Origin of the sequence: Streptosporangium sp. G11 (assembly GCF_051192615.1) — a bacterium.
GTDB lineage: Bacteria > Actinomycetota > Actinomycetes > Streptosporangiales > Streptosporangiaceae > Streptosporangium.
This window is the reverse complement of the sequence record NZ_JBPJUQ010000029.1, coordinates 1-26,961: the sequence shown is the minus strand read 5'-3', so window position 1 is coordinate 26,961 and position 26,961 is coordinate 1. Positions and strand designations below refer to the sequence as shown.

27 protein-coding genes and 1 tRNA gene are annotated in these 26,961 nt (G+C 67.2%); 15 read left to right on the top strand and 13 right to left on the bottom strand.

The genetic code is table 11. The annotated features are described in order from the left end of the window. The first annotated feature begins 115 nt into the window (after positions 1–115). From ACSDR0_RS25265 to serS, 3 genes are all read left to right on the top strand, one after another. Positions 116–1,522 carry a glycosyltransferase 87 family protein gene (locus tag ACSDR0_RS25265; RefSeq protein WP_435291358.1) on the top strand — a complete coding sequence of 469 codons (1,407 nt, stop codon included), beginning with the start codon at positions 116–118 and terminating at the stop codon, positions 1,520–1,522. Positions 1,523–1,632: 110 nt separating this feature from the next. Beyond that, positions 1,633–2,553, top strand: coding sequence for a prephenate dehydratase (gene pheA, locus ACSDR0_RS25260; RefSeq protein WP_435291357.1), 921 nt, complete (start codon positions 1,633–1,635; stop codon positions 2,551–2,553). 190 nt (positions 2,554–2,743) lie between these two features. Beyond that, a complete protein-coding gene (serS, locus tag ACSDR0_RS25255) occupies positions 2,744–4,006 on the top strand; it encodes a serine--tRNA ligase (protein WP_435291356.1) in 1,263 nt (420 codons plus the stop codon). Positions 4,007–4,305: 299 nt separating this feature from the next. Here serS and ACSDR0_RS25250 read toward each other — a convergent pair whose 3' ends face one another. After that, entirely contained in the window at positions 4,306–4,851 is a 546-nt protein-coding gene (locus ACSDR0_RS25250; protein WP_435291355.1) for a TetR family transcriptional regulator, read from the bottom strand. Between the two features lie 103 nt (positions 4,852–4,954). Between ACSDR0_RS25250 and ACSDR0_RS25245 the strand changes: the two genes are divergently transcribed. Further along, the gene (locus tag ACSDR0_RS25245) at positions 4,955–6,106 is read left to right on the top strand and encodes an FAD-dependent oxidoreductase (protein WP_435291354.1); all 1,152 of its coding nucleotides are present in this window, start codon (positions 4,955–4,957) and stop codon (positions 6,104–6,106) included. Positions 6,107–6,282: 176 nt separating this feature from the next. Here the strand turns inward: ACSDR0_RS25245 and ACSDR0_RS25240 are convergent, their stop codons facing one another. Next, complete coding sequence (locus tag ACSDR0_RS25240; RefSeq protein ID WP_012886943.1) at positions 6,283–6,486, bottom strand: cold-shock protein; 204 nt, start codon at positions 6,484–6,486, stop codon at positions 6,283–6,285. Between the two features lie 233 nt (positions 6,487–6,719). Here ACSDR0_RS25240 and ACSDR0_RS25235 point away from each other — a divergent pair, with 233 nt between their 5' ends. Next, positions 6,720–7,520: an HAD family hydrolase gene (locus ACSDR0_RS25235; protein ID WP_435291353.1), complete on the top strand. Its 801-nt coding sequence runs from the start codon at positions 6,720–6,722 to the stop codon at positions 7,518–7,520. Positions 7,521–7,634: 114 nt separating this feature from the next. Here the strand turns inward: ACSDR0_RS25235 and ACSDR0_RS25230 are convergent, their stop codons facing one another. Together ACSDR0_RS25230 and ACSDR0_RS25225 are read right to left on the bottom strand one after the other, a co-directional pair. Further along, positions 7,635–8,147 carry a bacterial proteasome activator family protein gene (locus ACSDR0_RS25230; protein WP_435291352.1) on the bottom strand — a complete coding sequence of 171 codons (513 nt, stop codon included), beginning with the start codon at positions 8,145–8,147 and terminating at the stop codon, positions 7,635–7,637. A gap of 4 nt (positions 8,148–8,151) precedes the next feature. Beyond that, complete coding sequence (locus ACSDR0_RS25225) at positions 8,152–9,108, bottom strand: NAD(P)H-quinone oxidoreductase (protein ID WP_435291351.1); 957 nt, start codon at positions 9,106–9,108, stop codon at positions 8,152–8,154. Between the two features lie 117 nt (positions 9,109–9,225). Between ACSDR0_RS25225 and ACSDR0_RS25220 the strand changes: the two genes are divergently transcribed. Then, a complete protein-coding gene (locus ACSDR0_RS25220) occupies positions 9,226–11,547 on the top strand; it encodes an AAA family ATPase (RefSeq protein ID WP_435291350.1) in 2,322 nt (773 codons plus the stop codon). 119 nt (positions 11,548–11,666) lie between these two features. Beyond that, positions 11,667–11,755 (top strand) — tRNA-Ser (locus tag ACSDR0_RS25215). 393 nt (positions 11,756–12,148) lie between these two features. Here the strand turns inward: ACSDR0_RS25215 and mltG are convergent. The 3 genes from mltG to ACSDR0_RS25200 form a co-directional block, all read right to left on the bottom strand. Beyond that, positions 12,149–13,099 carry an endolytic transglycosylase MltG gene (gene mltG, locus ACSDR0_RS25210; protein WP_435291349.1) on the bottom strand — a complete coding sequence of 317 codons (951 nt, stop codon included), beginning with the start codon at positions 13,097–13,099 and terminating at the stop codon, positions 12,149–12,151. Then, entirely contained in the window at positions 13,096–13,608 is a 513-nt protein-coding gene (locus ACSDR0_RS25205; RefSeq protein ID WP_435291348.1) for a SigE family RNA polymerase sigma factor, read from the bottom strand. The genes mltG and ACSDR0_RS25205 overlap by 4 nt, the downstream gene beginning before the upstream one ends. A 958-nt stretch (positions 13,609–14,566) precedes the next feature. Next, positions 14,567–15,439 (bottom strand): hypothetical protein, encoded by an 873-nt coding sequence (locus ACSDR0_RS25200; protein WP_435291347.1) that lies wholly within the window; start codon positions 15,437–15,439, stop codon positions 14,567–14,569. Positions 15,440–15,801: 362 nt separating this feature from the next. Here ACSDR0_RS25200 and ACSDR0_RS25195 point away from each other — a divergent pair, with 362 nt between their 5' ends. After that, on the top strand, positions 15,802–16,341 hold the full coding sequence (locus ACSDR0_RS25195; protein WP_435291346.1) for a hypothetical protein: 540 nt from the start codon (positions 15,802–15,804) through the stop codon (positions 16,339–16,341). On the opposite strand, the gene ACSDR0_RS25190 is transcribed toward ACSDR0_RS25195, so the two are convergent. After that, positions 16,284–16,934, bottom strand: coding sequence for a hypothetical protein (locus ACSDR0_RS25190; RefSeq protein ID WP_435291345.1), 651 nt, complete (start codon positions 16,932–16,934; stop codon positions 16,284–16,286). The two genes, ACSDR0_RS25195 and ACSDR0_RS25190, sit on opposite strands and share 58 nt — an antisense overlap. A 101-nt stretch (positions 16,935–17,035) precedes the next feature. Between ACSDR0_RS25190 and ACSDR0_RS25185 the strand changes: the two genes are divergently transcribed. The 3 genes from ACSDR0_RS25185 to ACSDR0_RS25175 are packed head-to-tail and all read left to right on the top strand — an operon-like array spanning position 17,036 to position 19,009. Continuing rightward, positions 17,036–17,941 carry a hypothetical protein gene (locus tag ACSDR0_RS25185; RefSeq protein ID WP_435291344.1) on the top strand — a complete coding sequence of 302 codons (906 nt, stop codon included), beginning with the start codon at positions 17,036–17,038 and terminating at the stop codon, positions 17,939–17,941. Between the two features lie 31 nt (positions 17,942–17,972). After that, entirely contained in the window at positions 17,973–18,332 is a 360-nt protein-coding gene (locus ACSDR0_RS25180; protein WP_435291343.1) for a hypothetical protein, read from the top strand. A 5-nt stretch (positions 18,333–18,337) separates the two neighbouring features. Then, a complete protein-coding gene (locus ACSDR0_RS25175; protein WP_435291342.1) occupies positions 18,338–19,009 on the top strand; it encodes a nucleoside deaminase in 672 nt (223 codons plus the stop codon). A gap of 30 nt (positions 19,010–19,039) precedes the next feature. On the opposite strand, the gene ACSDR0_RS25170 is transcribed toward ACSDR0_RS25175, so the two are convergent. Beyond that, positions 19,040–19,822, bottom strand: coding sequence for an SDR family NAD(P)-dependent oxidoreductase (locus ACSDR0_RS25170; protein WP_435291341.1), 783 nt, complete (start codon positions 19,820–19,822; stop codon positions 19,040–19,042). Positions 19,823–19,835: 13 nt separating this feature from the next. Next, positions 19,836–22,628, bottom strand: a complete 2,793-nt coding sequence (locus ACSDR0_RS25165) for a tetratricopeptide repeat protein (protein WP_435291340.1) — start codon at positions 22,626–22,628, stop codon at positions 19,836–19,838. A gap of 334 nt (positions 22,629–22,962) precedes the next feature. On the opposite strand from ACSDR0_RS25165, the gene ACSDR0_RS25160 reads away from it, so the two are divergent. Further along, positions 22,963–23,418: a hypothetical protein gene (locus tag ACSDR0_RS25160; RefSeq protein ID WP_435291339.1), complete on the top strand. Its 456-nt coding sequence runs from the start codon at positions 22,963–22,965 to the stop codon at positions 23,416–23,418. Between the two features lie 18 nt (positions 23,419–23,436). On the opposite strand, the gene ACSDR0_RS25155 is transcribed toward ACSDR0_RS25160, so the two are convergent. Next, complete coding sequence (locus tag ACSDR0_RS25155) at positions 23,437–24,186, bottom strand: SDR family NAD(P)-dependent oxidoreductase (RefSeq protein WP_435291338.1); 750 nt, start codon at positions 24,184–24,186, stop codon at positions 23,437–23,439. 253 nt (positions 24,187–24,439) lie between these two features. After that, a complete protein-coding gene (locus tag ACSDR0_RS25150; protein WP_435291337.1) occupies positions 24,440–24,730 on the bottom strand; it encodes a hypothetical protein in 291 nt (96 codons plus the stop codon). Here ACSDR0_RS25150 and ACSDR0_RS25145 point away from each other — a divergent pair. Then, positions 24,729–24,887: a hypothetical protein gene (locus ACSDR0_RS25145; RefSeq protein ID WP_435291336.1), complete on the top strand. Its 159-nt coding sequence runs from the start codon at positions 24,729–24,731 to the stop codon at positions 24,885–24,887. The genes ACSDR0_RS25150 and ACSDR0_RS25145 overlap by 2 nt on opposite strands. A 135-nt stretch (positions 24,888–25,022) precedes the next feature. Here the strand turns inward: ACSDR0_RS25145 and ACSDR0_RS25140 are convergent, their stop codons facing one another. Next, a complete protein-coding gene (locus ACSDR0_RS25140; RefSeq protein WP_435291335.1) occupies positions 25,023–25,271 on the bottom strand; it encodes a cell division protein SepF in 249 nt (82 codons plus the stop codon). A gap of 82 nt (positions 25,272–25,353) precedes the next feature. On the opposite strand from ACSDR0_RS25140, the gene ACSDR0_RS25135 reads away from it, so the two are divergent. After that, the gene (locus tag ACSDR0_RS25135; RefSeq protein WP_435291334.1) at positions 25,354–25,977 is read left to right on the top strand and encodes a DJ-1/PfpI family protein; all 624 of its coding nucleotides are present in this window, start codon (positions 25,354–25,356) and stop codon (positions 25,975–25,977) included. An 86-nt stretch (positions 25,978–26,063) separates the two neighbouring features. Beyond that, complete coding sequence (locus ACSDR0_RS25130) at positions 26,064–26,612, top strand: flavoprotein (protein WP_435291333.1); 549 nt, start codon at positions 26,064–26,066, stop codon at positions 26,610–26,612. Positions 26,613–26,961: the final 349 nt, after the last annotated feature.

The window sequence follows — 26,961 nt, the reverse complement described above, 5'->3', positions numbered from 1 at the left end:
GCGCGCGGGCCCGTGACCGCGGTGTGTCGAAGCCATCCGGTTCCCCTGTCCGTACCCGTTGGGCGGCCACTTTCCCGGCCCCACGGTAACCTGCCTGCTCGTGAGGACTGGCGAGGTGACCACGACCGTGCGGCGCCCCTGGATGTGGCTGTCGTGGCTGCCCGCGCTGCTGCTCGTCGCCGCCGCGGTGGCACCGCTGGTGCTCCACTGGCTGGGCAACGTGGACGACCAGCGCCTGGTCGACCTGGATGTTTACCGTACCGGCGGAGCGGCGATCCTGGAGGGTCGGCCCGTTTACGGGTTCGTCACGCCCGCGCCGCAGCTGCTGCCCTTCACCTACCCGCCGGTGGCGGCTCTGCTCGCCACGCCGCTGGCGGCGATGTCGTGGGCGGCGGCGCAGTGGGTGTGGACGGCGCTGATCTTCCTGACGCTGGCGGTCACCGTCAGGCTCTCCTTCCGCGCCGTGCTCGGCGGGGCGGGCGCCGCCGCACCGGGCGAGGCGCCGGGAACGCCGGGCGAGGTCCCGGTCCCGCCGGATGCCGTTCCCGGCACGGCCGCCGGAGATCCGGCACGAACGGCGGGGACATTCCGGGGCGTACGCGCCCGGCTGGGCAGGCTCGGCGGGACGAGCGGGACGAGCGGGGCGGGAGCGGGCAGGCTGTGGACGCCCCTGCTGTTCGCCGCCCTGATGATCGCGTGCACCTACCTGATGCCGATCAGGGACCAGGTCCGCTTCGGCCAGGTGGACATCCTGCTCGTCGCGCTCTGCCTGGCCGACTGCGTGGTCCGGCGCCCGGTGTGGCCGCGCGGCATGCTGATCGGCCTGGCCACCGCGGTCAAGCTCACTCCCGGTGTCTTCCTGATCTACCTTCTCATCGCCGGTTTCGGGCCCGGCGCCAGGCGGGAGCAGCGCGGGACCTTCCTCGTGGCCGCGCTCACCGCCGCGCTGCTGACCGTGCTGCCGTTCCTGGTGATCCCGGCGGACGCCGCCGACTTCTGGTTTCGCGCGCTGCTCGACCCCGAGCGGCTCGGTGCCAACGCCGCGACCACCAACCAGTCGATGCGCGGCATGCTCATCCGGCTCTACCTACCCGACACGCTGACGAGCCTGCTCTGGGTGGCGCTGGTCGCCGTGGTCGCCTGGTACGGCTTCCGTTACGCCCGCAGGGCCCTGCTCGACGGGCACCTCGTGGCGGGGGCCGCCCTGGTCGGGCTGATGGCCGTGCTGCTGTCGCCGGTCGCCTGGATCCATCATCTGGCCTGGGTGGTCGTGGTGCTCGGCGCGCTGGCCGGTGACGGGCGCGATCCGGTCAGGCTCCGGGTGGCCGCCGGGGTCTGGCTCTACTACGTGCTGCCGATCCCCTGGTGGGGAGTGACGATCAAGGCCGCGGAGATTCCGGTGCTCAGCCCCGTGCTGGGCAAGATCGTGCAGAACGGATTCGGCCTGGGCGCGCTGGTCCTGGTCTGGTTGCTGGGCGTTTGGCTGCCCAGGCGGAGACAGGCGTTCCGGGCTCTCCCCTGAGGGGATACGGCCTCTGACGTGGCACGACTTCGGGCGATCGGGTGGAAATCAGTCGCACCGGTACGTAATCCTGCACACATTTTCTGACAGTCGCCGGATAACCTGGGGGCATGCCGAAACTCGCTTATCTGGGACCGGAGGGGACCTTCACCGAGGAAGCCCTGCGCATCCTGGCGCCTGAGGCCGAGCGCCTGCCGAGCCCGAACGTCACCGCGGCCCTGGAGGCCGCCCGGAGCGGGGAGGCCGACGGAGCCGTCGTCCCGATGGAGAACTCGCTCGAAGGCGCCATCACCACGACCCTCGACGAGCTCGCCAGGGGTGAATCGCTGATCATCACCGCCGAGCTGCTGCTTCCCGTCGAGTTCTCGCTCCTGGCGCGTCCCGACACCGAGATCGGCCACATCAAGAGGGTCTTCAGCCACCCGGCGGCCATCACCCAGTGCCGCAACTTCATCGCCCGCGAGCTGCCCGACGCCGTGGTGGTCGCCGCCCCGTCGACCGCCGCCGCGGCGCAGGAGGTCGCGCTTCCCGGCTCGCCGTACGACGCGGCCATCGCCGCGCGCATCGCCGGTGAGCACTACGGCCTGGTCGAGCTCGCGGCCAAAATCGGTGACCGCGCCGACACCGTCACCCGGTTCGTCCAGGTGTCGCGTCCCGGCCCGCTGCCCGAGCCGACCGGTGCCGACCGCACCTCGCTGGTCGTCTTCCTCGCCGACGACCACCCGGGCGCGCTGCTGGAGATGCTGACCGAGTTCTCCGTCCGCGGCGTCAACCTGTCCCGCATCGAGTCGCGGCCCACCGGCGACGGCATCGGCCGCTATTTCTTCCATTTCGACTTCGAGGGCCACGTCGCCGACGCCCGCGTCGGAGAGGCGATCTCCGGGCTCCACCGGATCTCCGCCGAGGTGCGCTTCCTGGGCAGTTACCCGCGTGCCGACGGCCTCTTCCCGCAGATCAAGCACGGTACGAACGACGGCGACTTCGCCGAGGCCGCCGGCTGGCTCGGCAGGATCCGCACCGGCCAGGTCTGATCGTCACCCGGCCGACGAGCCGGTTCCTGCTTCCCCGGGCGGGAGACGGGCGGAAGCCGGGTGCGCGCCCGCCTGAGGTGTCCCGGCGGGCGGGAAACGAAGGCCTCGGCCGTGACGCCACCGCCGAGGCGGGGGCGGGCCGGGTTAATCCGGGCGCGGGCGCGAGCAGTACATCGGTAGCCTTGTGGTTGTGATTGACCTGCGTACCCTTCGTGAGGATCCCGACCGGCTACGGGCGTCGCAGCGTGCCCGCGGTGAGGACGACTCTGTCGTCGACACGCTGCTCGATCTCGACGAGCGGCGGCGCGGCGCGCTGAGCCGCTTCGAGACGCTCCGCGCCGAGCAGAAAAACGTCGGCAAGTCGGTCTCCCGTGCCTCTGGGGAGGAGAAGGCGACCCTGCTGGAGCAGGCGAAAGACCTCTCCTCGCAGGTCAAGTCCGCCGAGGCCGAGGCCGAGAGGCTCGCAGCCGAGCTCGGCGAGGTGCTCTACACGGTGCCCAACCTCGTGGAGGAGGGGGCTCCCGCGGGCGGCGAGGACGACTACGTCGTGCTGGAGGAGATCGGCGAGAAGCCGTTCTTCGACTTCGAGCCCAAGGACCATCTGGAGCTGGGCGAGCTGCTCGGCGCGATCGACATGGAGCGCGGCGCGAAGGTCTCGGGCTCGCGGTTCTTCTTCCTGAAGGGTGTCGGCGCCCGGCTGCAGCTCGGGCTGCTCAACATGGCCATGCAGCAGGCGATCGAGGCGGGCTTCGTCCCGATGATCACACCTGTGCTGGTCAAGCCGGAGTCGATGAAGGGCACCGGCTTCCTCGGCGCCCACGCCAGCGAGGTCTACCACCTGCCCGACGACGACCTGTTCCTGGTCGGCACGAGCGAGGTGCCGATGGCGGCCTACCACAGCGACGAGATCCTCGACGGCTCCGCGCTCCCGTACCGCTACGCGGGATGGTCCTCCTGCTTCCGCCGCGAGGCGGGCTCGTACGGCAAGGACACGCGGGGCATCATCCGGGTCCACCAGTTCGACAAGGTCGAGATGTTCTCCTACGCCCGGCCCGAGGACGCGCACGCCGAGCACCTGCGTCTGCTCGACTGGGAGAAGGAGATGCTGGCCAAGGTCGAGCTGCCCTACCGGGTGATCGACACCGCGGCCGGAGATCTGGGGTCCTCGGCCGCGCGGAAGTTCGACTGCGAGGCGTGGGTGCCCAGCCAGGGCCGCTACCGCGAGCTCACCTCGACCTCCAACTGCACCGACTTCCAGGCCCGCCGCCTCGGTGTCCGCTTCCGCGACTCCGGCGGCAAGCCCCAGCACGTGGCCACCCTGAACGGCACGCTGGCCACCACCCGCTGGATCGTCGCCATCCTGGAGAACCACCAGCAGGCCGACGGCTCCGTCGTGCTCCCCAAGGCCCTGCGCCCGTACGTCGGCCTCGACGTGCTCGAACCCGTCCAGTAAGCCAGCTCCCCGCTCGCGGCGAAGCTCGCAGTGAAAAGGCCCCGCCGTGCGGCGGGGCCTTTTCACGTTCACGCCGGGGGCTCCACCGCCTTCACCACCTCCACCCGGCCGAGGCGAGACCGGGCGAGGCCGGGGTCTCGCGGATGCTCCATGGGCGGGTGGACCAGCCGTGACGCGGCCCGGTTCGGGCATGGCGGCATTCGTGACCGAGCGTGTCCTCTGGAGAATCTTCCCGCTCATCCCGCTCATCCCGCTCGGTTCACCGAGGCGGTCCGCTCCGCTCGTCCTGCTCGTTCCGATCACTCCGTGAGGTAGCGCTGGAGCGTGGGGCCGAGCCAGTCGACGATCTCCTCCCGGGACATGGCCACCACGGGCGGCAGGCGCAGGACGTAGCGGCACAGGGCCATGCCGAGGACTTGGGTGGCGGTGAGCCCGGCCCGTATCGCGGCCTGGGCGGGGTCGGCTCCGAGGCGAGCGGTCACAGGGCCGAGCTGGGTGGCGAAGATCTCGCGCATGCGCTCGGCGGCGCCCTCGTTGGTGACCCCGGTACGGAGCAGGATCATCATGCCCTCGTCGTTCTCCCAGCGGTCGAGGAAGTGGGCGACGAGAGTCCTGCCCACCACCTCTCGGGGAACCGCCGCCAGATCCGGAAACCTCAGGTCGACGTCGGCCGCGGCGGCGAAGAGCCCGTCTTTGTTGCCGTAGTAGCGCATGACCATGGACGGGTCGATGCCCGCGTCCGAGGCTATGGCCCGGATGGTGGCCCGCTCGTAACCGTCCGCCGCGAAGCGCTCGCGTGCCGCGCTCAGGATCGCGGCCTTGGTGTCCTCCGAGGTTCTCCGCATGTCAACAAGTGTAGGCCAACGACTGTTGACATCGCCAGGGAGGAGGCGCACAGTTATGCCAACGAACGTTGACCAACAAGCGTTGGCATATAAAGGAGGACGAATGCTTCCCACGCTTCCCGCGACCACGGACGTTCTCGTCGTCGGCGCGGGCCCGACCGGCCTCACCACCGCCGTCCAGCTCGCCGGCCAGGGATTCGACGTGACCGTCGTCGACGACCAGGCGGCCGGTGACAACACCTCGCGAGCCGCCGTCGTGCACGCCAGGACGCTGGAGGTTCTCGAGGATCTCGGAGTCTCCGAGCGTCTGGCGGCCCTGGGCATCCACGCCCGGCGCTTCACCATCAGGGACCGCGACAGGATCCTGGTGCCGGTCGGCTTCGACCGGCTCCCGACCCGCTACCCCTACACGCTGATGGTCTCCCAGGCCGTGACCGAGCGGGTGCTGCTGGAGCGCCTCGCCGAACTGGGCGGACGTGTCGCCAGGCCGTACACCCTGGAAAGCCTCACCCAGGACGCCGAGGGGGTGACCGCGCGCTTCTCCGGGGGTGCGGTCGTCACCGCGAAGTACCTCGTCGGCGCCGACGGCATGCACAGCACGGTTCGCGAGCAGGTGGGAGTCGCGTTCGAGGGTGGGCGGTACGCGGAGTCGTTCAGCCTGGCCGACGTGCGCCTCACCGGCGGGGTGCCCGGCGACGAAGTCATCCTCTACTTCTCGCCCGCCGGGCTGGTCGTGGTCGCGCCGCTGCCCGACGGCACCCACAGGATCGTCTCCACCGTGGACGAGGCGCCACCCGTGCCCGACGTGGCCTTCGTCCAGGGGCTGCTGGACGCCCGGGGTCCCCGGAAGGAGCGCGCCGTGGTCGGCGAGGTCGTCTGGGGATCGCGCTTCCGCGTCCACCATCGCGTGGCCCGTACGTTCCGCGCCGGGCGGGTCCTGCTCGCCGGTGACGCCGCGCACGTCCACAGTCCTGCGGGAGGGCAGGGAATGAACATCGGAATCCAGGACGCCACCGCCCTTGCCGAAGCCCTCACGATCGCTCTCAAGGGCGGAGAGGGGGCACTGGACCGCTACGCCGCCACCCGCCGCCCCGTCGCACTCCAGGTCGTCGCCTTCGCCGGGTGGCTCTCCGGGCTGGCCAACGTGAACAGGCACCTGCGACCGGTCAGGAACCTGTTCCTGCGGATCCTGGCGCTCAGCCCGATCTTTCGCCGGCGTCTCGCCCGGCGTCTCTCGGGTCTGGTCTACCGGTGAGGCCCTCGGGTCCCGGCCGGTGTCCTCGCGGGTGACCGCGGGGCGGGAGCACGCGGGGCCGGCCCGCCGGAGCGCTCCGGGACGCCTTGGAGGACCCCGGAGTGGCCGGAAAAGGTAGAAGGCGGGGTTCGCTAGAAGCGAACCCCGCCTTCCGGTTCAACCAAGAGGTCTATGCGTCAGACGGCGCGGACCTGCGAGGCCTGCGGGCCCTTCTGGCCCTGGGTGATCTCGAACTCGACCCGCTGGCCGTCTTCGAGGCTACGGTAGCCGTTGCCCTGGATCTCGGAGAAGTGCACGAACACGTCCGGTGCACCGCCGTCCGGTGCGATGAAGCCGAAGCCCTTTTCAGCGTTGAACCACTTGACGGTTCCCTGAGCCATTAAAGCTCTCCCTCAGGATTTGAAACTTTGGGATTCACACCTCATGAACCCCATGTGTCGTACAGCGGGCCCCGGGGTGGCTCAGTCAAACTGGTTTTCACAACGGGATTCAGCTAATACAACGCCATCACATCTAACACTATCCGGCGCAGGCGTGTTCCCGCCATGAGGAGATTCCTCGGATCGGATCCCCGGAGCCGACGCGTCGGCCATCGTGCACACTGGGACGTGTTATGCGAAGTCCCAGGCTGGTCGCCACCGACCTCGACGGCACCGCTCTGCGCTCGGACGGCACCGTCTCCCCCCGCACAGCCGCCGCTTTTGCGCTTGTGGAGAACGCCGGGGCCACGCTGGTCTTCGTGACCGGCAGGCCACCTCGCTGGATGCACATGGTCGCGGGAGCCGTACGCCATCGGGGGCTGGCCATATGCGCCAACGGAGCCCTCGTCTACGACCTGCACAGCGAGCGGATCGTCAAATCCCACCTCATCCACCCGGACGTGCTTGAAGAGGTGGTGAGACGCCTCCGTGAAAAGGTTCCCGACCTTGCCTTCTCAGTGGAATACGAGGGCGGATTCGCCCACGAATCGGACTTCCGTCTCGGGGGATGGGACAGCGCGGCGGTCGCCGGACTCCGTGTCGGAAGGGACACACTAACCTCGCGGCCATGCGCCAAACTTCTGGCACTACATCCCAGAATGGACCCCGACATCCTCCATGCGGCGGTTTATGGGCTGGTAGGCGACCTGGTCACCCCCACCCATTCCAGCGGCCGGGCACTGATCGAGATGAGCGCGCACGGTGTGACGAAGGCCTCGGCGCTGGCCCATCTCGCCACGACGCTGGGCATCGTGGCCGAGGAAGTGATCGCCTTCGGCGACATGCCCAACGATCTTCCGATGCTGCGATGGGCCGGCGTCTCGTACGCCGTCGCCAACGCCCACCCGGAGGTGCTGGCCGCGGTCGATCACGTGACCGCGGCCAACAACGACGACGGGGTCGCCGGAGTTCTTGAGGAGCTCTACAGGTCGTGACGGGCTCCGGGGAGCACCGCGGGCCCCGCGAAGGCCCTGTGGGCGGCGGTGGCCGCAGGCCTCCGCCTTGCCCTCGCGCGTCCCCCGATCAGGCCCGCGGGCGCCGCGCGGTCCCTACAGGTAGGGACCCGCGTTGCCGGCGGCGCCTTCCTGCTGCTGGAGGGACATGCCGCCGGGCAGCGCCCTGCGCATGTTCTCCAACTGGGCGCGAGCCGCCATCTGCTGGGCGAACAACGTGGTCTGTATGCCGTGGAACAGCCCCTCAAGCCAGCCGACCAGCTGCGCGTGGGCGATCCGGAGCTCCGCCTCGCTGGGCGGGGTGCCGTTGACGTCCTCGGTGAAGGGCAGCGAGAGCCGTTCCAGCTCGTCGACCAGTTCCGGCGCCAGACCGTCTTCGAGCTCCTTGATGGAACTCTGGTGGATCTCCTTGAGCCGCTTGCGGCTGGCCTCGTCCAGCGGAGCCGCCCGGACCTCCTCAAGGAGCTGACGGATCATGCTGCCGATGCGCATCACCTTCGCAGGCTGCTCGACGAGGTCGGCGATGGACCGGCTCTCGCCCTCCTCCTCGCCCTGGGAGCCCTGGGGACCCACGACCACGATGTGCGGAGTGCTCTCCTCAGCGTTCATAACCTCAACTTACTAGCAGGATTTTCCCAATGTGTTCTCCGGACTCCAGGATGCGGTGAGCCTCGGCCGCGTCACTCATCGGCACCTGGGCGTGCACCACGGGCCGGATCGCCCCGGCGTCGAGCAGGGGCCAGACGTTGTCCACTACCCCGCGCACGATGACCCCCTTCTCGTCGACGGGCCGGGAGCGCAGTGTGGTGCCGTGCACCGAGGCCCGCTTGGCGAGCAGGGCTCCCAGGTTCAGCTCGCCCTTCGCCCCACCCTGCAGGCCGATGACGACCAGCCGTCCGCCCGTCTTGAGAACCTTGATGTTCCCCGGAAGATACTTGCCGCCCATGATGTCGAGGATCACGTCGGCCCTGACCTTCTCCGAGAAGTCCTCCCGCCGATAGTCGATCCCCTCGTCGGCGCCCAGCTCCAGGCAGCGGGCGATCTTCTCGGGAGACCCGGCGGTGACGACCACGCGCGAGCCGAACGCCTTCGCCAGCTGTACGGCCATCGTGCCGATCCCGCTGGCACCGCCGTGCACGAGGAGGGTCTCCCCCTTCCGCAGGCGCGCGGTCATGAAGACGTTGGACCAGACCGTGCAGGCCACCTCGGGCAGCCCGGCCGCCTCGACCAGGTCGACGCCCTCCGGCACCCGCATGACCTGCTGCCAGGGCACGGCGACCTTCTCCGCGTACCCGCCCCCGCTGAGCAGCGCGCACACCCGGTCGCCCGGCGCGAACCCCTCGACGTCCGGACCCACGGCCTCGACCACGCCGGAGCACTCCATGCCCGGGTACGGTGAGGCGCCGGGAGGCGGGTCGTAGAAGCCCTGGCGCTGCAGCGCGTCGGCCCTGTTGACCGCGGAGGCGGCCACGTCGATGATGATTTCGCCACGCTCGGGCAGCGGATCGGGAACCTCCCGCCACGTCAGAACTTCCGGTCCGCCTGGTTTATCGATCACGATGGCGCGCATGTGAGCAAAGGTATCCGCTGAGGCCCAACTTGGTGGTTGCTCGCGTTGACAGGAACACAGGGCGTTAACCTGCTATGTGTTTGCTGCCCTTTTATGCCCATCCCGAGGGGGAACACGGTGGCAAGACACGATCGTGAGGAATCTCTCGAGGAACAGCTCGCGTGGCTTGACGCCATCAAGGAGCAGGAGGAGGAGGCGCCCGCCCTGGCGGTGAAGGCCGGCGTGACGGACGACGCCGTCGTTTCGCCGTACCCGAAGGACCCGTGGAGCCTGGTCCCCACCGAGTCCGACGCGACGTCCTCGCCGTTGTTCCGCGCGGCCGTCGACTCGGCTCACCCGGCCGACCCGCCGGTGGAGGACGCTGACGCGGCCGAGTGGATCGAGGCCTCCGACACGGTGAGTTCCTTCACCGTGCCCGCCCCGGCCTCCGGCAAGCAGGACAACGACGGCTTCCTCGCGCCGCTCAAGCCTCTGCCGCGCCCGGAGCCGGCCGAAGCCGGCGACTACGGTCTCGCCGACTTCACCGAGCCGCACATCCGCACCCCGTTCGCGGCGCCCGCCCAGGAGCCGTCCCGGGGCCTGTTCGAGCAACCCCAGCGCCCGGCGGAGCCGGCCGAACCTTTCACGCCCGCCGCCTCCGCTCCCGCCCCGGCCGAGCCCTCCGACCTGGAGCCGCTCAAGCCGTCGTCCTCGGACACCCAGCGGTTCACCTTCGGCAGTACGGAGTTCGGCGACACCGACTCCGACCGCTTCTCCTTCGGAAGCGGCGGCACGCGATCCACCTCGGGCGGCAAGGACTTCTCCTCGACCAGCGGAGATTTCTCGACCGGAGCCACCGACGCCGACAGGTCCCCGTCCGGCACGTCCGGATCCGGCACGTCCGGTGCGTCCGGCACGTCCGACGGTGGCGACCGGTTCCCCGGTGCCGGTGCCGAGCACGACCGTACGATCTTCGAACCCTTCGAGTCCTTCGAGTCCACGGTGACGTCGGCGGCGAAGGAGTCGCCCAGGCAGGCACCCGAGCGCTTCGAACCCGCCTCGGATCGCTTCGAACCCGTTCCGGCGCCCGTCGCTTCGTCCAGTCCCGAGCCCGAACCGGAGTCGGAGCCGTTCCGGGCCCCCGAATCCTTCGGCACCGACAGGCCCGAACCGGCCGCGTCGCCGGAGCGTCCCTCCACCTCGGGTTCCTTCGGTTCTGAGACCACTTCGCGCTCCTTCGGTACGGAGCGCTCCAACTCGGCTCCGTCGGCTTCTTCCTCCGGTTCCTCTGGTTTCGCCGCCTTCTCCGGTCCCACGGCCTTCGCGCCGGGCCGGGACGCGCCGCCCGCCTCCGAGCGGGAGACCGTCTCGCCCCAGGAGCGCGCGGAACGGGAGAACCCCTTCGCACCCGGGCGGGACGCGTCCGAACCGGTGCGGGAGCCGTACCAGGCACGCCGCCGCCAGACGGCTCCGGCACCCGTCTTCGGCGCACCGGTCAGGCATCAGCCTCCGGGCACGGCTCCCCGGCAGTCCGCCGACAGCCTTGACCCGGAGTCGCTGCTGAGGGGCCGTCGCAACGCGCCCGCCGGAGGCTGGCGGAAGCTGGTCTACAAGGCGTCGGCCGGGCTGATCAAACCGGGCGAGTCCCCGGAGGTCCGCCGCCGCAGGGAGCTGGTCGGCCGCGCACGCACCCCGGTGGCCACCGGCCACCACCGCGTCGCCGTGCTCAGCCTCAAGGGTGGTGTCGGCAAGACCACGACCACGGTCGGCCTCGGCGCCACTCTGGCCCAGGTGCGTGGCGACCGGGTGATCGCGGTCGACGCCAACCCCGACCGGGGCACCCTGTCGGACAAGGTGGAACTCGAAACCTCCGCGACCGTCCGCGACCTGCTGAACGAGCGCCAGCAGATCAAGAGGTACGTCGACATCCGGGCCTTCACCTCCCAGGCCCCGTCGCGCCTGGAGATCCTCGCCTCCGACCGGGACCCGTCGGTGTCCGAGGCCTTCAGCGCGGCCGACTACCAGTCGGTCTCCCAGGTCCTGGAGAACTTCTACTCGATCTGCATCACCGACTGTGGCACCGGCCTGCTCCACTCGGCCATGTCCGGCGTCCTCGGCCTGGCCGACCAGCTCGTCCTGGTCAGTTCCCCCTCCGTGGACGGCGCCCGCGCCGCCTCGGCGACCCTCGACTGGCTGGAGGCCCACCACTACGAGGAGCTCGTCCGCTCCGCGACCGTGGTGCTGTGCAGCGTCCGCCCGCGCTCGAAGTCGACCGTCGACCTCGACCGCCTGGAAGCCCACTTCGCGGCCCGTTGCCGCGCCGTCATCCGCGTTCCCTACGACCCGCACCTTGAGGAGGGCGCGGAGATCGACCTGGAAAGGCTCCAGGCCGCCACCCGCGAGTCCTACCTCCGCCTGGCCGCCTCGGTCGGCGACGGTTTCGCCGGCCCCCAGCCCTGATCCACACCCGGCGGGTGCCACGTCTCCAGATTGGAGCCGTGGCACCCGCCGGGTCCGGGCACGCCCGGGCCAATGAGAGACTAGGGTGCAATCTGACGCGTTCTTTGGACGTGTCATCAGGAGAGCTCGCCTAGTGGACGATGGCGGCGGTCTTGAAAACCGCTAGGCCGGGTGACCGGTCTCGTGGGTTCGAATCCCACGCTCTCCGCTGAGCATCAGAAACGGCGTCTGACCAGGGACTTCCCTCGGATCGGGCGCCGTTGTTCGTTTCCGGGATGTGCGGCCGTATGCCGCTCTGAGCGGCCCTGAGTCGGTGTTCGCGGAATATGCGCGGAATGATGTTGGTCGCATCCGCGCAGGTCGCGTTGGAAGAATCGCTGCGGGACGCCTTCGAGGAGCGACGGTGGAGATGGTGGATTGGAGCCGGATACCCGGCCCGCGTTGGGCCTCCAGCAATCCCGGCGCGGTTCAGGTTGAACCGCGCCGGGATTGCTGGAGGCTTTGGTCTGTCCCGGCGCGGTTCAGAGCGTCATCGCGACCCAACGAAGGTACGAGGAGAGGGAGCGTGCCCCATCGATGAACCGAGGATCGCGCCGCTCCATCACCCGCTCCTGCGGTTCTTCTTGAACTCCTCGACCAGCTTGAAGAACTCGGATTCGGAGGCGGCGAACTTCGTGATGCCCTTCTCCCGATCGGTCGTCACGAAGTACAGCCAGGGCCCGGCGGCCGGCTTCAGAGCAGCTTCGAGGGCATCGGCGCCCGGGTTGCCGATGGGACCGGGCGGCAGGCCGAGGCGCGCATAGGTGTTGTACCGCGACCGGCTCTTGAGATCCTCGTTCGAGGCCCTGATGCCGAACTTGTTCAGGCCGTACAGAACCGTGCTGTCCAACCCCAGCTTCATCTCGGGCGTGTGGTTCAGCCGGTTGTAGATGACCCGCGCGATCTTGGGCATGTCGCGCTTGTTGTGCGACTCGGCCTGGACGATGCTGGCGATGGTCATGATCTCCAGTGGCGTACGGCCGACACGCCCGGCGCCGTCGACCAGGTCGCTGTCCTCGGCGGCGCGATCGAAGCGTGCCACCATCGCGGCGAGGAGTTCGTCGGGGCTCGATATGGGCAAGACCTCATAGGTTCCGGGGAAGGCGAATCCTTCCAGCGCGCCCTTGGCGTAGGCCGGAAGGCCGAGCGCCCTGCCGTCCTTGGCGGCCCGCTCGAACTTCTCCAGCGGCTTGCCGGTGGCGGTCGACAGATCCTTCAAGACCTGGGAGAGCCGCAGTCCTTCGTGCACCGTCACGGTGATCCGGGTCTCCGCACGCGTCTCGCCGGAGCCCTGCCCGGTGAGAACCTCGGGGGCCGCCGTCCGAGAGGACAGGCCCTGGACCACGAGCGTGGATCCGACCGCCATCACGGTTACGGTCGCCGCCGCCGCCAGGGCGAGGCCGCACCGACGGGATCGACTCCGGTTGACGCGGAGGAACCGACCCGGTGGGGGTGGCTGCTCCTCATGGGCCATGTCGGAAAGGGTCTCGCGCAGCAGATCCTCGATGCTCATCCGAACTCCCTCACGGTGCTCAGTTCAGGTGCGGCCTTCTTCAGACGCTCCAACGACCGGTAAATCTGGCTGCGCACCGACCCCACCCTGACACCGAGCAAACGCGCGATCTCGGTCTCGGACAGGTCTTCGAAGTAGCGCAGCACGAGCATGGTCCGCTGCCGGGGTGTCAGCCGGGCAAGAGCCGCACGCATCACCAGGCGAAGATCCACCATCTCGGCGTGCCCGTCGCCGATCTGTTCGGGCAGCCATCCGGTGGACACTTCCGCGACGCGGGAACGGCGCCGCCACCAGCTCACCTGTTCGTGGTACATGGCGCGGCGGACGTACCCCTCGATGGCCGCGGGGTCGCGCAGGCTGCGCCACTTCACCGCTGTCTTCGACAGTGCCGACTGCATCAAGTCCTCGGCGGCGTGCCGATCGCCGGTCAGCAAGTACGCGGTACGGAACAGCGCCCCTGATCGATCGATGACGAACTCCCGGAAGTCCGCCTCAAATCCTGGATCCACCTGTCCTCCTCGCGATGTCACCAAGCAAGGACGCGGGCAGGACGTCGATCTATGCCGGCATGGCCGAACCGATCCGCATCAAGGGATGCATGCCCTGGCCTGCGTCATCTACCTTCGCCACTTGCGGGCCTCAGCCTGAAACGACTTTTTAAAGGGCGGAGGGCGCGGAGTGAGTTCTCGACGAGGACGCGGTTCTGGATCGGTGCCGCCCTCCCGATCGCCTGATGGTTGCCATCTCCGCTCGGGGCCGGGGGCGATCGACGGGCACCGGGTTGTCCTGAACGGACAAGATCAGAGCTGCTAATGCGGTTTGGGGGGAGACATCGGAGGCGTACCCACTGCGTGCCCGACAGCCCGAGGCCGGTCATGGCCGTTGCGGGATATACGCGGGATGATCCTCGGCGGTTGAGGCACGGGAAGATGCTGCCGCCCTGGTGAGATCCCTTCTCTCTGCGGGAAACGCAGCCCTCCTGAAAGCCGTTGGGCCGGGTGACCGGTCTCGTGGGTTCGAATCCCACGCTCTCCGCAGGGGCGCCGCCGCGTGCCGCACCAGGACCGGGGTGTCATCGTGGGCCGGGCGGCGCTTGCCCGGGTCGGGTGCCGGCGGGCGGCCGAACAAGCCGGTGAGGCGATGGGCCGTGCCACGTGAGCGAGGGAAACCGCCTGCGGGGACCGTCCTCTGCTCCAGTTGGGTTTCGAGATACCAGGGCCGCGTTTCCACAAGGCGCCCGATTCTCAGAGAAAAGGGCCTTCAACGGCTCATGCGCAGGCTCGGCTCAATCCAAGAGGACCGCATTCGGCACCGTGCGAACTCCGACGACGGACGGCGCGCCCCCTCCACCCATTCAACGGTCGAAGGCGTATGACGTGTGCGCGTCCACTTCAATGACGTCGGTCGATCAAGCCTATGACCCTCGCTTTTGAGACGCGCGACCACAGGTCATCGAGATGGCGACGTTCACAAAGGTCCTGGCGGGCTCGAATCGGCCCTCAGGGCGCCGGCTGTCCGACGGCCAAGGTCGTTCCAATTGATATCGAGCTCCACGTCGTCAAGCCGGGTCGCGAGATCCGCCATGAGGGCGGTGGTGCGGATGATGAGGTCGGGTGTTATGGATTTCATGCAGTCGGTCTCCAACCGCCTGATCTCCTTGCTCCGCGCCTGCGGGATTTCGCGTTCCATTCCGCGTCCCGGATGGCGATAGCTTCGCCCGCGTGGAGGGACTCCCGTAATCACTCGGACCAGAAGGGTCGCGTTCTCCAGAATCTGTCGATAGTATTTACGTGCCTGCCAGTCGTTTCCTCTGGAGATTTCTTTCGCGACCTTCATGATCTTGATGTAGCTATCAACCATCGCCGACCTCGCAAGGGCGACAGTCGGGATGGAGGTCAGAGCCGATTGGGCCAGCGACCGACGCAGAAGGTTGGCCGGATCATGGGCGATCTTTCCACCCGCCCCCCTCATGTAGTTCGGTTCAAGCTGCGTTTCGTCACGTACGATGATCGAAACACACCCGTGAGATCTTTGCACGCCGGTGAAGGTCCAGCCGAAATTCTCCTTGTATTCGGGGCCGTGGAAGATCCAGGGTGACACCAGGGCGCGCAGGAGATCCAGGGCCTTTTCCTCGACGAAGGAATGTAGAGAATTCCTCCGGACATAGATAAAAAAATCAAGGTCGGAGTCATCGTCCGACTCGTCCCTGCCGACCGACCCGCCGACTTCGACGGCCAGGATTTCCGAGTACTCGGGAGAATCCGTGATGAAGTGATTCATCATATCGGTCAGAGATGGCCGGTCCTTGCTGGTCATGGCATCTTGGTCGACTTCGTCCATGAACGCGACCTCGTAATCTCGGCAAGACTCACAAGGAAGAAAACCGTGGCACCACAACTACGTCAACCCCTCCGATCGGAAAATACGGAAGGCGGCTGAGGGGGAGGCGAAGGTCGGCATCGGCCGCAGGGAGCCGACCTCTGTGCCGGCGGACCACGAACCGGAGCCCAGGCCGTCCGGCATGCGATCTTGCCGAAGCATGACCGTTTCCGCCTGGCATCCAATTAGCAATGAAATGACAGTAAACGCACTAAGAATACTTGTAGATGATTTTGGAGGTTGACATTTGACGCTGTCATTGATGTGCTCTATCACAGGTGTCTTCGGGGAGTTGCGCAGGTAGGAGTCGCTCAGGAGGGCCTATGGTGGAGGCGAGGGCGGCGAGTCGATTCGCGATCGCGGTGCTGGAGGCCACCCGCGCCCCGAAGCCCGAGATCACCGCCTTGGTGATCGCGCAGTTCGATGGGTCCACTCGATTGCGCACCTTCGCGTGGATCTTCTGTCCGCCGCCACACGCCATCACCCGTATCCCCCCGTGGCGACGCCGTGACCTGGTTCTCGCACCGCCGTTCCCCGAATCCCGTCGCCAGATCGTGCAGGCGCTCGCGGAAAGGACCGTGGTCGTCTCGACCGAATCCGACCTCCTGCTGCTTCGCGATCAGCTTCCTGGCTGGACTCCGCAGGGTGCGCTGCTTTTCCGTGACTGGAGCCGTCTTGTCCCACGCTCGACGATCGCGCACATCCCCTATACGCGTGCCGCTCGGCGGCGTATCAGGATACGCAGGTCACCGTGGATCCATCCCGGCCGGCTGACATGGCGATGGACGCCGCCGACCACCTGGAATCAGATCCGTCCAAAGCAGAGATCGACCAGGGGGAGCGAGACCATCTCCCTGCGATAGACGAGCTCCTCTGCGAAGCCGAATTCGCCGAGGACGCGCGCATTCTGACGGATCCGGTCACCACGCCTCATCAGCGTCATACAGAAGTCTGATCCGGCGACGATGCTCTGGTGGTACCGGGCCAGCGGGACGGTGTAAAACTCACCTTCCCGCAGAGAGCTGTCTTCCTCGCCGGCGAGTGAGAGGACGGTCTCCGTCCGCCTCAAGCTGGAGGCCATGTGGACGGCGGAGGCGAGATAGAGCGGGCCCGCCAGGTCGCCGGCCTCCTCCGGAAGATTCTCGTACTGCAGATCACGGATTGATCCGGACAGGATCGTGCTTTCGAGATCCCAGGCGTGGCTGTGGACGAGCCATGCGGGATCCTGGGTGTGCCGCTCTCTCTCGGGCCAGCAGTGCAACGCGTAGCGACGCCCCTCCGAATCCTGCGCGAGCTCGATCCGGAAGAAGCCGAGCGCATGCCAGTAAGGACGGAAGCCGGTCAGCCGGTGCCGCGCGACCAGGATCCGCACCGCCTTCCTGAGCTCGTCGGCATCTTGTTGATCGAAGGCCGTGGCCAGACGCTCGGTGGCTTCTCCATCACCGGCGGTGCTCATCGGGCCGCCCTGGCGTGGTCCGCCGGCTTCCGCGGTGGCCCCGTTGCAGGTTTCATGAAGAACCATCTCTCTCTCCGAAGTAAGGCGTCGGAGCATATGATGTGGAAATACCCCACGATGGCAGTACCTGTCTAGAGGCTGAGAAGAACGTGAAGGCGAGCGGTGACTTCCCGGATCCGGTTCCGGTCTCCACCGGAGAATGGAAATACCTTTACGGTCGGGCCTTCGGGGTCGAGGGGGTCATGGACCGAAACCACCGGCAACTCTTCGCTGATGTGGGAACAGATCTCGCCGCCATCGCCCCGGAGGCAATCATCGACCTGGGCTGCGGAAACGGACGATTCTCCCTCGCCGTATCCGCGCGCGCCTCCACGCCGACGATATCTCTCCTTCTGGACAAGGATCGCGATCTCCTGAGCACGGCGGTCGCCGGCCATCTCGCGAACGGCTCCCGGGCATGGCCTCTTCTGGCCGACGTGGACTTTCTTCCCTTTCCTGAAACACTCGAAATCCGCAGGCCCGCGGTGCTCCTCTCTCATGTCCTGTATTACAGCCGGTCCTGGCCGTATCTTCTTTCGCGTGTCCTGCGTATGATCGAACACTCGAACGGGTGCTGTGTTATCGTCACAAGAACCCGCCGGTCGGACTCCTACCGCCTCAGGCGTGCCGTACGAAGTGCACAAAATCAGGAGAACGCCGCAATGGTGCAGAGCGAGGTCGTGGCCGAATGGCTGACGGATCACGACGTTCCGTTTCTCTCCAGGATGACGAGAACCGATCTTCCCGTCCCTTTGCCACACGGCTCCGAAGCCGCACTGCGTGATCTCCTCTTTCAGGACTCCGAGCTGCGCGGTCTTCTCGCCCTCGTATGCCACCAAGATCCATGCACCATGGATGTTTCTTCCTTCACCGCGCTGGCGCGTTCTCTCGCCCCCGGCCCGGAAGGCGGGACGCTTCTCTCGTTCGAGAATGAGGCCCTGATCGCCTGGCCGGGCTCTGTCACCTGATTCGCATACCGTTTCCCGGAAGGTGGTCCTCGTGCCGCACATCGATATCAAGTACCGTTCCGACGTCCTCGGAGAAGACCAACTCGTAGGTGCCGTCGATCTGCTGATCGAAGTGGTGGCAAAGCATTTCCAGGAACGGCCGGAGTTCGTCTCCCTGGAAATCTCTCCTCAGCACAACGTGGTCAAGAACCGAAAGACCGTCGACATCGAGGTCGATTCTTCGCCCGACCCCGGAGGAGTACGGGCCGGCGCCACCAAGGCGCTGTCGGAGGAGCTCAGCGCCGTCCTCGGACGACACTTGGAGGAGCTCGGATTCCACGGCACCGAGATCAGTGCCTGGGTGCGAGTCTTCTCCGCGGGGACGTACACCTACCATCGCACTTCCGATTAGCGATCGTGAGCCCTCCCCATGCGGCCACCCCGTGGCGGACCGTCATCGCAGAAGCGTGGCGGTCCTACCAGAACCGCGGCTGGGGCGTGGGTGCGGCGGCCGTCGACTCCGACGGCTCAGTGATCGAGGTCGCCGGTAACAGCTGCTCCTCCACGGCCGAACACGCCGAGGTCCTCCGGCATGCCGAGATCGAGGTCCTGAACCGGCTGACCAGGCCACAGCGCAGGACGTGCATCATCTACACCACGCTCGAACCCTGCGTGCTGTGCCTCGGAGCGCTCACGTTCTGCCGGGTCCCCGTCGTGGCGTTCATGGCGCGAGACTTCTCGTTCTCGGCCGGCTGGCGCCACCTTCGGCAGGCCCCGATCCTCGGATCACGCGTCCCCACCTTCCGGGGGCCCGAGCAGGACGTATCGGCGACCTTCGCACGGCTGCTGTCGATGGTCGCCGAGATGGAGAACGGGCACGGCAGCGGCTCGTTCGGGCTCGAGCAGCGGATGGCTCCGAAGCTCAAACGCCTCGCCGACGAATGCGTCGAGACCTCCGTCTTCCGGCGGGTCCACGCTGACGAGGACGGCTGGGAGACACTGCTCTGCGAGCTTCGGCCACGGCTGGACTCGGTGACCGAGGAACTGCGCCGAGCAGAGATCCGCATGAACCGGCTTGGGATGCTCTGAGACCCTGTGGTGTGGCCTGCCTGACAGGCTCTAAGCCCTGGAAAGGCCGCCGTCGACCGTGATCGTGGTCCCCGTGAGGAAGCCGGCGCCGCACAGGTATGTCACCGCCTCGGCGACCTCTTCGGGCGAGCCAAGACGACGCAGCGGGGTCTTGCCCACCACGTCGGCGATGTACTCCTCGCCTGATCTCCTCGTCATCGCAGTGTCGATGTTTCCTGGCGCCACGGCGTTCACGGTGATTCCTGCTTCGGCACACGTGGAGGACAACGCCTTTACGGCGGCGTCGAGCGCCGCCTTCGACATCGAATAGGAAAGGACCCACGGCGAGGCGAGCTCGCCATAGATCGTTGAGACGACGACGATCCTGCCCCATCCGGCCTCCGCCATGTCCTGCTGGACGGCCTGCGCGGTGAGCACCGCTCCCATCGCGTTGATGGTGTAGGCGCGCAGCAGCGAGTCTGCCGACTCCGTCTGCCAGCCCGAATTGTTGGTGACGACGCCCGCGCAGTAGACGAGGATGTGGATGGGGCCGCCGAGCGCTTCGCGCGCCCGCTGAACGATCTCTGGAGCAGAGCCCGGCACCGAAAGATCACCCGCCACCGCCGCCGCCGTGACATCGAGCTGATTGATCCGGTCGACCGTGCTGAGCGCCTTCTCCTTTTGTTCATGGTAGTGAACGGCAACCGAGCAGCCTGCCTTCCCGAGGTCGAGGGCGATGGCCGTCCCCAGCCCGCCCGAACCTCCGAGCACCAGGGCATTGCGATCGGCGAACTTCTTCTGGCTCAACGCGGTGACCCCTTCGCTGACGTTCAAACCCGGTGCTTTCTCAAAGAGAGGTACTTCTCAGCATGCCACGGAGACGCACGATGGCAGCGGCGCTTCGCTCCGTCTCGGGTGTCGCCGTGTCGAGTCGCCCGAGCAGTTCCTCGGACCGCTGAGGGGGAACAGCGCGCAGCACAGGCTCGACTCTGGTGAGAACGGTCGCGGCGCAGTGGGGACTGTGCCGCAGCGCCGTGGTCACGGCGTCGACCGCCCGGTCCTCCGCGGACTCCGCCAGTGCCTGTTCCGCCATGCCCTCGGCCACGAGATCGGCGAAGCCGAGCTCTTCGGCGTTGGCCACCCCCTCGGCCAGCTCCCGCAGCGCCTCGTCGCTGTCCGGCCGGATCCGTCGCCGGATGACCGCGCCAACGACGAGCGCCGCCACTCTGCCGTATTTGTTCTGCGCCGCACCGAGGGTGCTCTGCGCGTTCTTCAACGTCTCGGTCGCACGCGGGTCCCCGACCATGGCGAAGGCCTCGGCAAGGTAGAGCATCGCCATTCCCTCGGAATACTTCTCTCCGATCTTCTCCCGCTGGATTCTGATCGAGTTCGACAGGTGCTCTATCGCCCGGTCAGTGTCACCTGCGTCGAGGTAGGCCCGGCCGATCCGATACAGCACGATCGCGTGGTAGAGCAGACCGCCGGTCTCCGTAAGGAGCGAGTCAGCGGTCTGATTCCACTCGATCGCCGCGTCCAGGTTTCCACGACGCCGTTCCAGCTCGGCCATGTTGAGCGCGGCCAGCCCTTTGCTGTAGACGTCGCCGATCTGGTCGAAGTAGGCGATGGCCACTTTCGCCGAGGCGATACCGTCAGAGATCCGGCCCGTCAGCCAGCCCAGCCACGCGCGGGCGCTGTGTATCTGCGCGGTACCGAACTTGTAGCCTGCCGCGTGCCACCGCTCCAGCGCCCGATCCAGGTGATCTGTCCCCTCCGAATACCGTGCGGCGAAGGTATGCGTGTAGCAGAGGATGAGCTCGGCCTGGCCGTGGGCGAAATCGTCCGTGCAGCGTGTCAGATGCTGCTCCGCCAGACGCAGATAGCGGAGGGACTGCTGCTCGTCACCGATTGATCCGCTCATCTCTCCCGCACGCGCTGCGAAGATCGCCGCGTCGGCGCAGAGGTCGAGGCCCAACGCCGTGTCGTGGGCGGTGACCGCCACGTCGAAGGACGTCCTGACGTCCCCCGCCCGGTGATCAATGTCGACGATGCCCGCGTAGGCTCGCATCTTCATCCACGATTGGGCGTCGGAGGACTCGGCGACGAGCTCGAGCATCTCCCGTGCGCCACTCAGATCGTTGGTGGCGAGCAGGGACAGGCCCCGGTAGTAGCGGACGCTGGTGTGCGTACAGGCGATCTCGTGGTCCTCCAGCAGCAGGAGCGCAGGACCGCAGGTGCCGTTCCAGATCTGGATCGGCAGGGCCGCCACGCTCTCGGTGAAGATCTCCACCGCACGCAGCGGATCGGTCTCCAGTGTGGTGCGGATCAGCTCCAGAAAGTGTCTTCCCCAGCCAGGGGTCAGCGGTCGGCTTTCGGCGAGCTGCCGCTGGTGATACTGCGCCGCGGTGTCGTTGACCCGTTTCCACCGCAGCGGGTTCTGTTGCCGCACCAGGACGGCCACAGCCTCACGGACCGCATCTTTGATCATGTAGGTGCCGTCCCTGCGCATCGAGAGGAACGAGAAGCGCAGAAGGTGGTCGATATCCTCGGTGCAGTCGCGTCCGACGAGTTCCCGGAGCAGGTCCCGGTCGAACCAGGCCGTCAGGGCGGCTGCCTCCACCGTCTCCCTCAACTGAGCGGACTGGCCGGCGAGCTGGCTGAGGAAGCGGCTCGCCACCATCGTCCGGACGCCGACGGTACGACCGTCCTCGTGGTATTCGACGGTAGCCGACGGCGCTTCACGCATCGCGTCCACGGACAGGGCCAGCGCCCAGGGGATGCCACCGGCCAGGTGCTCGATCTCCCGGCGCACCTCGGGGTCCTGGACACTGACGCGGTTCAGGTACTCCCTGACCTCGGGCTCACTCAGCGCGGTGAGCTCTCGTTCTCGCAGGATGGTGCTGAACTCCACCCACCTGGGGCTGGTCCGGCGAAGCGACTCCCTCCCCGCCACCGTCAGCACCACTTCGACGGACAGACCTCCGGTGATGAGGCGGCGCATCCAGTCGTCGATCTCCGCGGTGGCCGCCTCGTAGTAGTCCAGGAAGAGGTGGGTCCGGGTCGAGCGGGCGACCTCATTGACTCCGGCGGAGAAAGCGCGGGTGAGGACGTCCGCCCCCTGGATGAAGATGCTCGCCTCCCGGCCGGACAGGTACTGGGAGAGGAACGCCCGGATCCGCTCCTCGCCTATCGCGCCCGCGATGAACCCACCGATGATCCCGGATCCGCGGGCAGCCTCCATGAGTCCGCCCGTCACTCCGCCGTCACGCGCCGGGCCGCCGGTCGCCCGGTGCAGTTTCGCCATCACCTGTGCATACCGGCGCAGTTCTTTGTCGAAGGTGCGGAAGGGCCTGCCGGGCAGTTGTTCGCGCCACACGCGCATGAGGTCGATCGGGGCGTGAGCCGTTTCGAGGGTGGCCATCGATACCGCGGATCCCGCGGCCTTCACCCGAATCTGCAGCTCACGAAGCAGCGATGTCTTTCCGATCCCGCCGATGCCCCAGAACATGTTGACGTTGAACCTGGGTGACGGCGCAAGGATGACGTCCCGTGCGAAGTCTTCGATTTCGCCGCCGCGGCCTACGAAGTTCTTGTGCTCTTCTTCGAGGATTCGGGTGAAAACTTTAAGCCGTTCTGGCGGCATCTGGGAGTCCTCCACATGAGAACTGCGTCCCTCCCGCGATACGGGAGAAACCGGCTTCCCCTTGGTGAACGTCCAGTTTGCCATCCGGGTTCCCAGGTGACCACCTCCTCATCATCTTCTGCTCCATACCGATTCGGGTAAAGAAGGGGGATCGAGGCCGGTGGATCTGTACGAAATTCGGATCTTCGGATGGGGTGAAGGCTTCGGGTCCACAGGACGGCTTCCCGTAGATGAAGGTCGGCGAGATGACTTTCAGAGGCCTTGTCGAAGCGGAAGGCCGGCCCGCGCCATTCCTTGATTCACCGGGTCCGCCGTTTTGGGAGTTTTTGCACCTTTGGCGCAGCCCTTTTTCCTGTTCGGCGGCTTCCTCCACCACCTTCACCAACTCGCCGTCCAAGGCCATCCCGGCGGCGTGGCGGTGGGCACGGGCCGTGGTGGAGTCCACGCCGGCCGAGCCCGGCGGCCGTGGCCGGTCGGCGTGATCGTCACCCTGGTGGGCACCGCGTTGGCCCTCGTGGCCGTCTCGTGGCCGTTTCCGGGCGTTGCCTTGATTCTCATGGCCGGAGTCCATCTGGTAAACCGCGACGACCCGGAGAAGGCGAATCGACCGGTCACCACGCCGGCCGAGGAGGACGACACGTCGAACGCGAAGATCATCGATAAGGATCAGCGCATCGATATCGACACCTTCGATCAGAAGGACAGCCCGTTGTGGCCGCTGGTCGAGCAATACCGACGTGCCGTCTCTCAGAACGGCTCCACGGCCACGGATTCCAACAAGGAGGAGTGACGGGCGGGCGTTCGAGGCTCAGGCGAGATAGCCGCCGTCGATGTCCAAAACGGCGCCGGTGATGAAGGAGGCACCGGGACCGGCGAGGAAGGCGATACCCGTGGCGACCTCTTCGGGGCGGCCGTAGCGCCCCATGGCGTTGGCCGCGCGCTGGGCGTCGGAATAGGGGCCGTCAGCGGGGTTCATATCGGTTTCGATGGAACCGGGCTGGACGACGTTGACCGTGATCCCACGGGGCGCCAGATCGCGGGCGGCGGCCTTGCTGTAGGCGGTGACCGCGGCTTTGGCCGCGGCGTAGTCGGCGACACCCTGGTAACCGGCGCGGGCGGCCAGAACCGAGCCGACGGTGATGATGCGGCCGTCCTGGCGCAGGACCGTGGCAGCGGCACGTATCGTCGCCAGCACCCCGCCGGCGTTGACGACGAACTGCCGGTCAAGGGCCTGGTGGTCGGAGGCGGGATCGTCGATCAGACCGCCCGCGGGAGTACCGGCGTTGTTGACCAGGATGTCAAGGTGCCCGAAGTCGGCGACGACGTCATTGATCAGAGCGGCGATCTGGACGTTGTCCCCCTGGTCGGCGCGGTAGGCGGCGCCACGGACCCCGATGGCCCGGAGATCCTCGACGGCCCGATGGGCCCTCTCGGCCGAACTGGCGTAGCTGATGGCGACGTCGGCACCGGCGTCGGCGAGGGCTTGAGCGGTGGCGACGCCGATGCCACGCGATCCGCCGGTGACTAGCGCGACTTTGCCGGTAAGTGGTCCGGACATGATTGCTCCGTCTGGTCAAGAAGTGCGAGGTTCGGGGACGCAGATCAGTAAAAGGCGTGCTTTTAGCGGCACAAACCCCTACGAGCCCTTGAACTCCTCCACACTTTTCCGGCGTCACACTGAGCGCGACGTCGGCGTCACGCTCAACGCGATGTCGGCTTCAGGCTCAACGCGACGACGTCCACGAAGCCTTCCGCACGCCCGGCAGCGCCTGGACCGACCGGCGCCACCTCACCTCATCGCGCCGGCAGCGCTAAGGAGACCGTTGATCGCTGATCTCGGGACAGCCCGGCGGCTCCACGATCTCGACGCCGATGGGCGCCACGGTTCCCGCCTTCCCATCAGGCGTGTAACCGCCGGGCACCGTCTCGGACGGGGTCGGGCTGGGCCAGGGAACTTCCTCTTTCCACAGCTCCTCCATGAAAAACCGCTCTTGCAGCGCGAGATGGTCGGAATCCGAGAGCGGTCGCACCCGGCAATCCAGCGGGGCTGCCGTGCCGAGTGCGGGCACCGCGGCCAATGCCAGGACCAGGAGAAAGGCCATGCTCCGCCTCTTCACGCGCCATCACTCCCAACAGCTCACCACCGCGACCACCGCGACCACCGCGATCACCGCGATCACCGCGATCACCGCGACCACCGCGATCAACGAGGTCAGCAGCATGAAGCATCTTGATCGCGAACGGAAGAGCGCGGCCTGAAAGTCACTGACGACCCCGGCTCTTCCACGGCCAGATGGAAGAGGTCGCGAGCTTCCCGGACCTCATGAGTAGTGAGTTTCCCGGACCTCATGAGAGGAACAGGCCCGCCGGCTCGCGTAACGCCGGTGAGCCCGCTTACGGCACCTCCTCGACGACCGGTACCCGATTGCCCAGCCCGCGAGGCATCAGCAGGAACACCTTGGGCGACAGGCGGTCCATGTCCCCGCCTCTGCCGAACACCAGGCCGGCGGCGAAGTCGACGAACTGTTTCGCCTCGTCGTCCGGTAACCCGGTGAGGTCCATCACCACGGGCACGCCGGTACGGAAGAAGTGCCCGACGTAGATCGCCTCGTTGTAATTCTGGGGACGTAGTGTTTTGACCACCGCATAAGTCTCCACTGTCCGTCACGCCCGTCAAGGTGTCCTCCGAAGCGTGGGTGGCACCTCGCCACTAGGGGGAATCGTCGTGCGTATCGTCATACCGCTGTTCGACCGGTTCACCGCGCTCGACGCGGTCGGCCCGTACGAGGTGCTCAGGTTCCTTCCGGGCGCCGACGTCGTGTTCGCGGCCGTCGAGCCCGGGCCGGTCCGGAACGACGCAGGATCTCTGGTTCTCACCGCGGGCTCGGCGTTCGCCGACGTCGACTCCTGTGACGTGCTGCTCGTCCCGGGAGGTCCGGGGAGCCGGGCACTGCTCGGCGACGACGTGCTCCTCGGCTGGATCCGCCGGATGGACGGGGGAAGTACGTGGACGACCTCGGTGTGCACCGGATCGTTGCTGCTGGGGGCCGCGGGGTTGCTCACCGGGCTCTCGGCGACGACCCACTGGGGCGCGGCCGACATACTGGAGTCGTTCGGGGCCACCTATACGGCCGAGCGCGTGGTGTTCCAGGGGAAGGTCGTGACCGCCGCCGGGGTGTCCTCCGGCATCGACATGGCGCTCGCCCTGGCGGCACGCATCGCCGGTCAGACCGCGGCCGAGGCGATCCAGCTCGCCATCGAGTACGACCCGCGACCGCCGTTCGACGCCGGATCCCCCGCCAAGGCGTCGCAGGCCGCGAAGGATCTCCTCGCGGAAAGAGCCCGCTGATCTCACGCGGGATCTCACGGGTACACGCCCGAGAGGCCCGTGGACCTCCGAGCCCGTGAATGTGCCGCGTACCTGGGAGTGATCGCGTGACCGAGTCAGGACGGCTTCTCTACGTCATCGTGTGCGCGGCCGGTGCCGCCCGGGACGTCGGCGGTCTCGTCGCCCTTGCCCAGGGCGAGGGCTGGACCGTCCAGGTCGTCGCGACCCCGTCCGCCCTGGACTTCGTCGACGTCCCCGCCCTGGAACGGCGGACCGGCCGCCCTGTCCGCAGCCGATACCGGACACCGGACGAGCCGAAGCCCCCGAGGGCCGACGCGATCATCGTCGCCCCCGCCACGTACAACACCGTCAACAAGTTCGCGCAGGGCATCGCCGACACCTACGCCCTCGGGCTCCTCGCCGAAGCCCCCGGGCTTGGCATCCCCGTGGTCGTCCTGCCCTTCGTCAACGACGCTCTCGCCGCACGCGCACCGTTTCGCCGAAGTGTCGAAAGCCTCCGGGCCGAAGGCGTCCGTGTCCTGCCCAGCCCCTCCGGGTCCGACCCGGCCGATACCGGAGACGCGATCCAGGAGAGCCACCTCTGGGCCCTCGCTCTCGGGGAGCTCTCGAAAACAGGCTCGCCGGACGCGCGGTGACCGGTCGTGGCGAGCGGTGAGGAACCGGCGCCATGAGACGTGTCGATTCTTCGTGATTATCGGTCGCCACAGAATCACATTATGCATCCGCAGTCATTGTGTGATGTGAGATCACCTTTGATTCCCATGGTCTTGGCCTGTTCCGATGTTCTTCGTCTCCCGGCCGTTCGGCTCGTGTGTTGTCGGGCTTCCGGGTCTTAGTGAGTGTTTGAGAGGTGATCGTGAGGTCGTTCTATGGCAGAGCAGAAGACAGAGGACGATGCAACAGCGCACCCAGGTAGTCGAAGGCGCCAGCCCTAAGCTGATCGTCTATGCAGACATCGCCTAATGAAGTCCTTCAACTGGACGT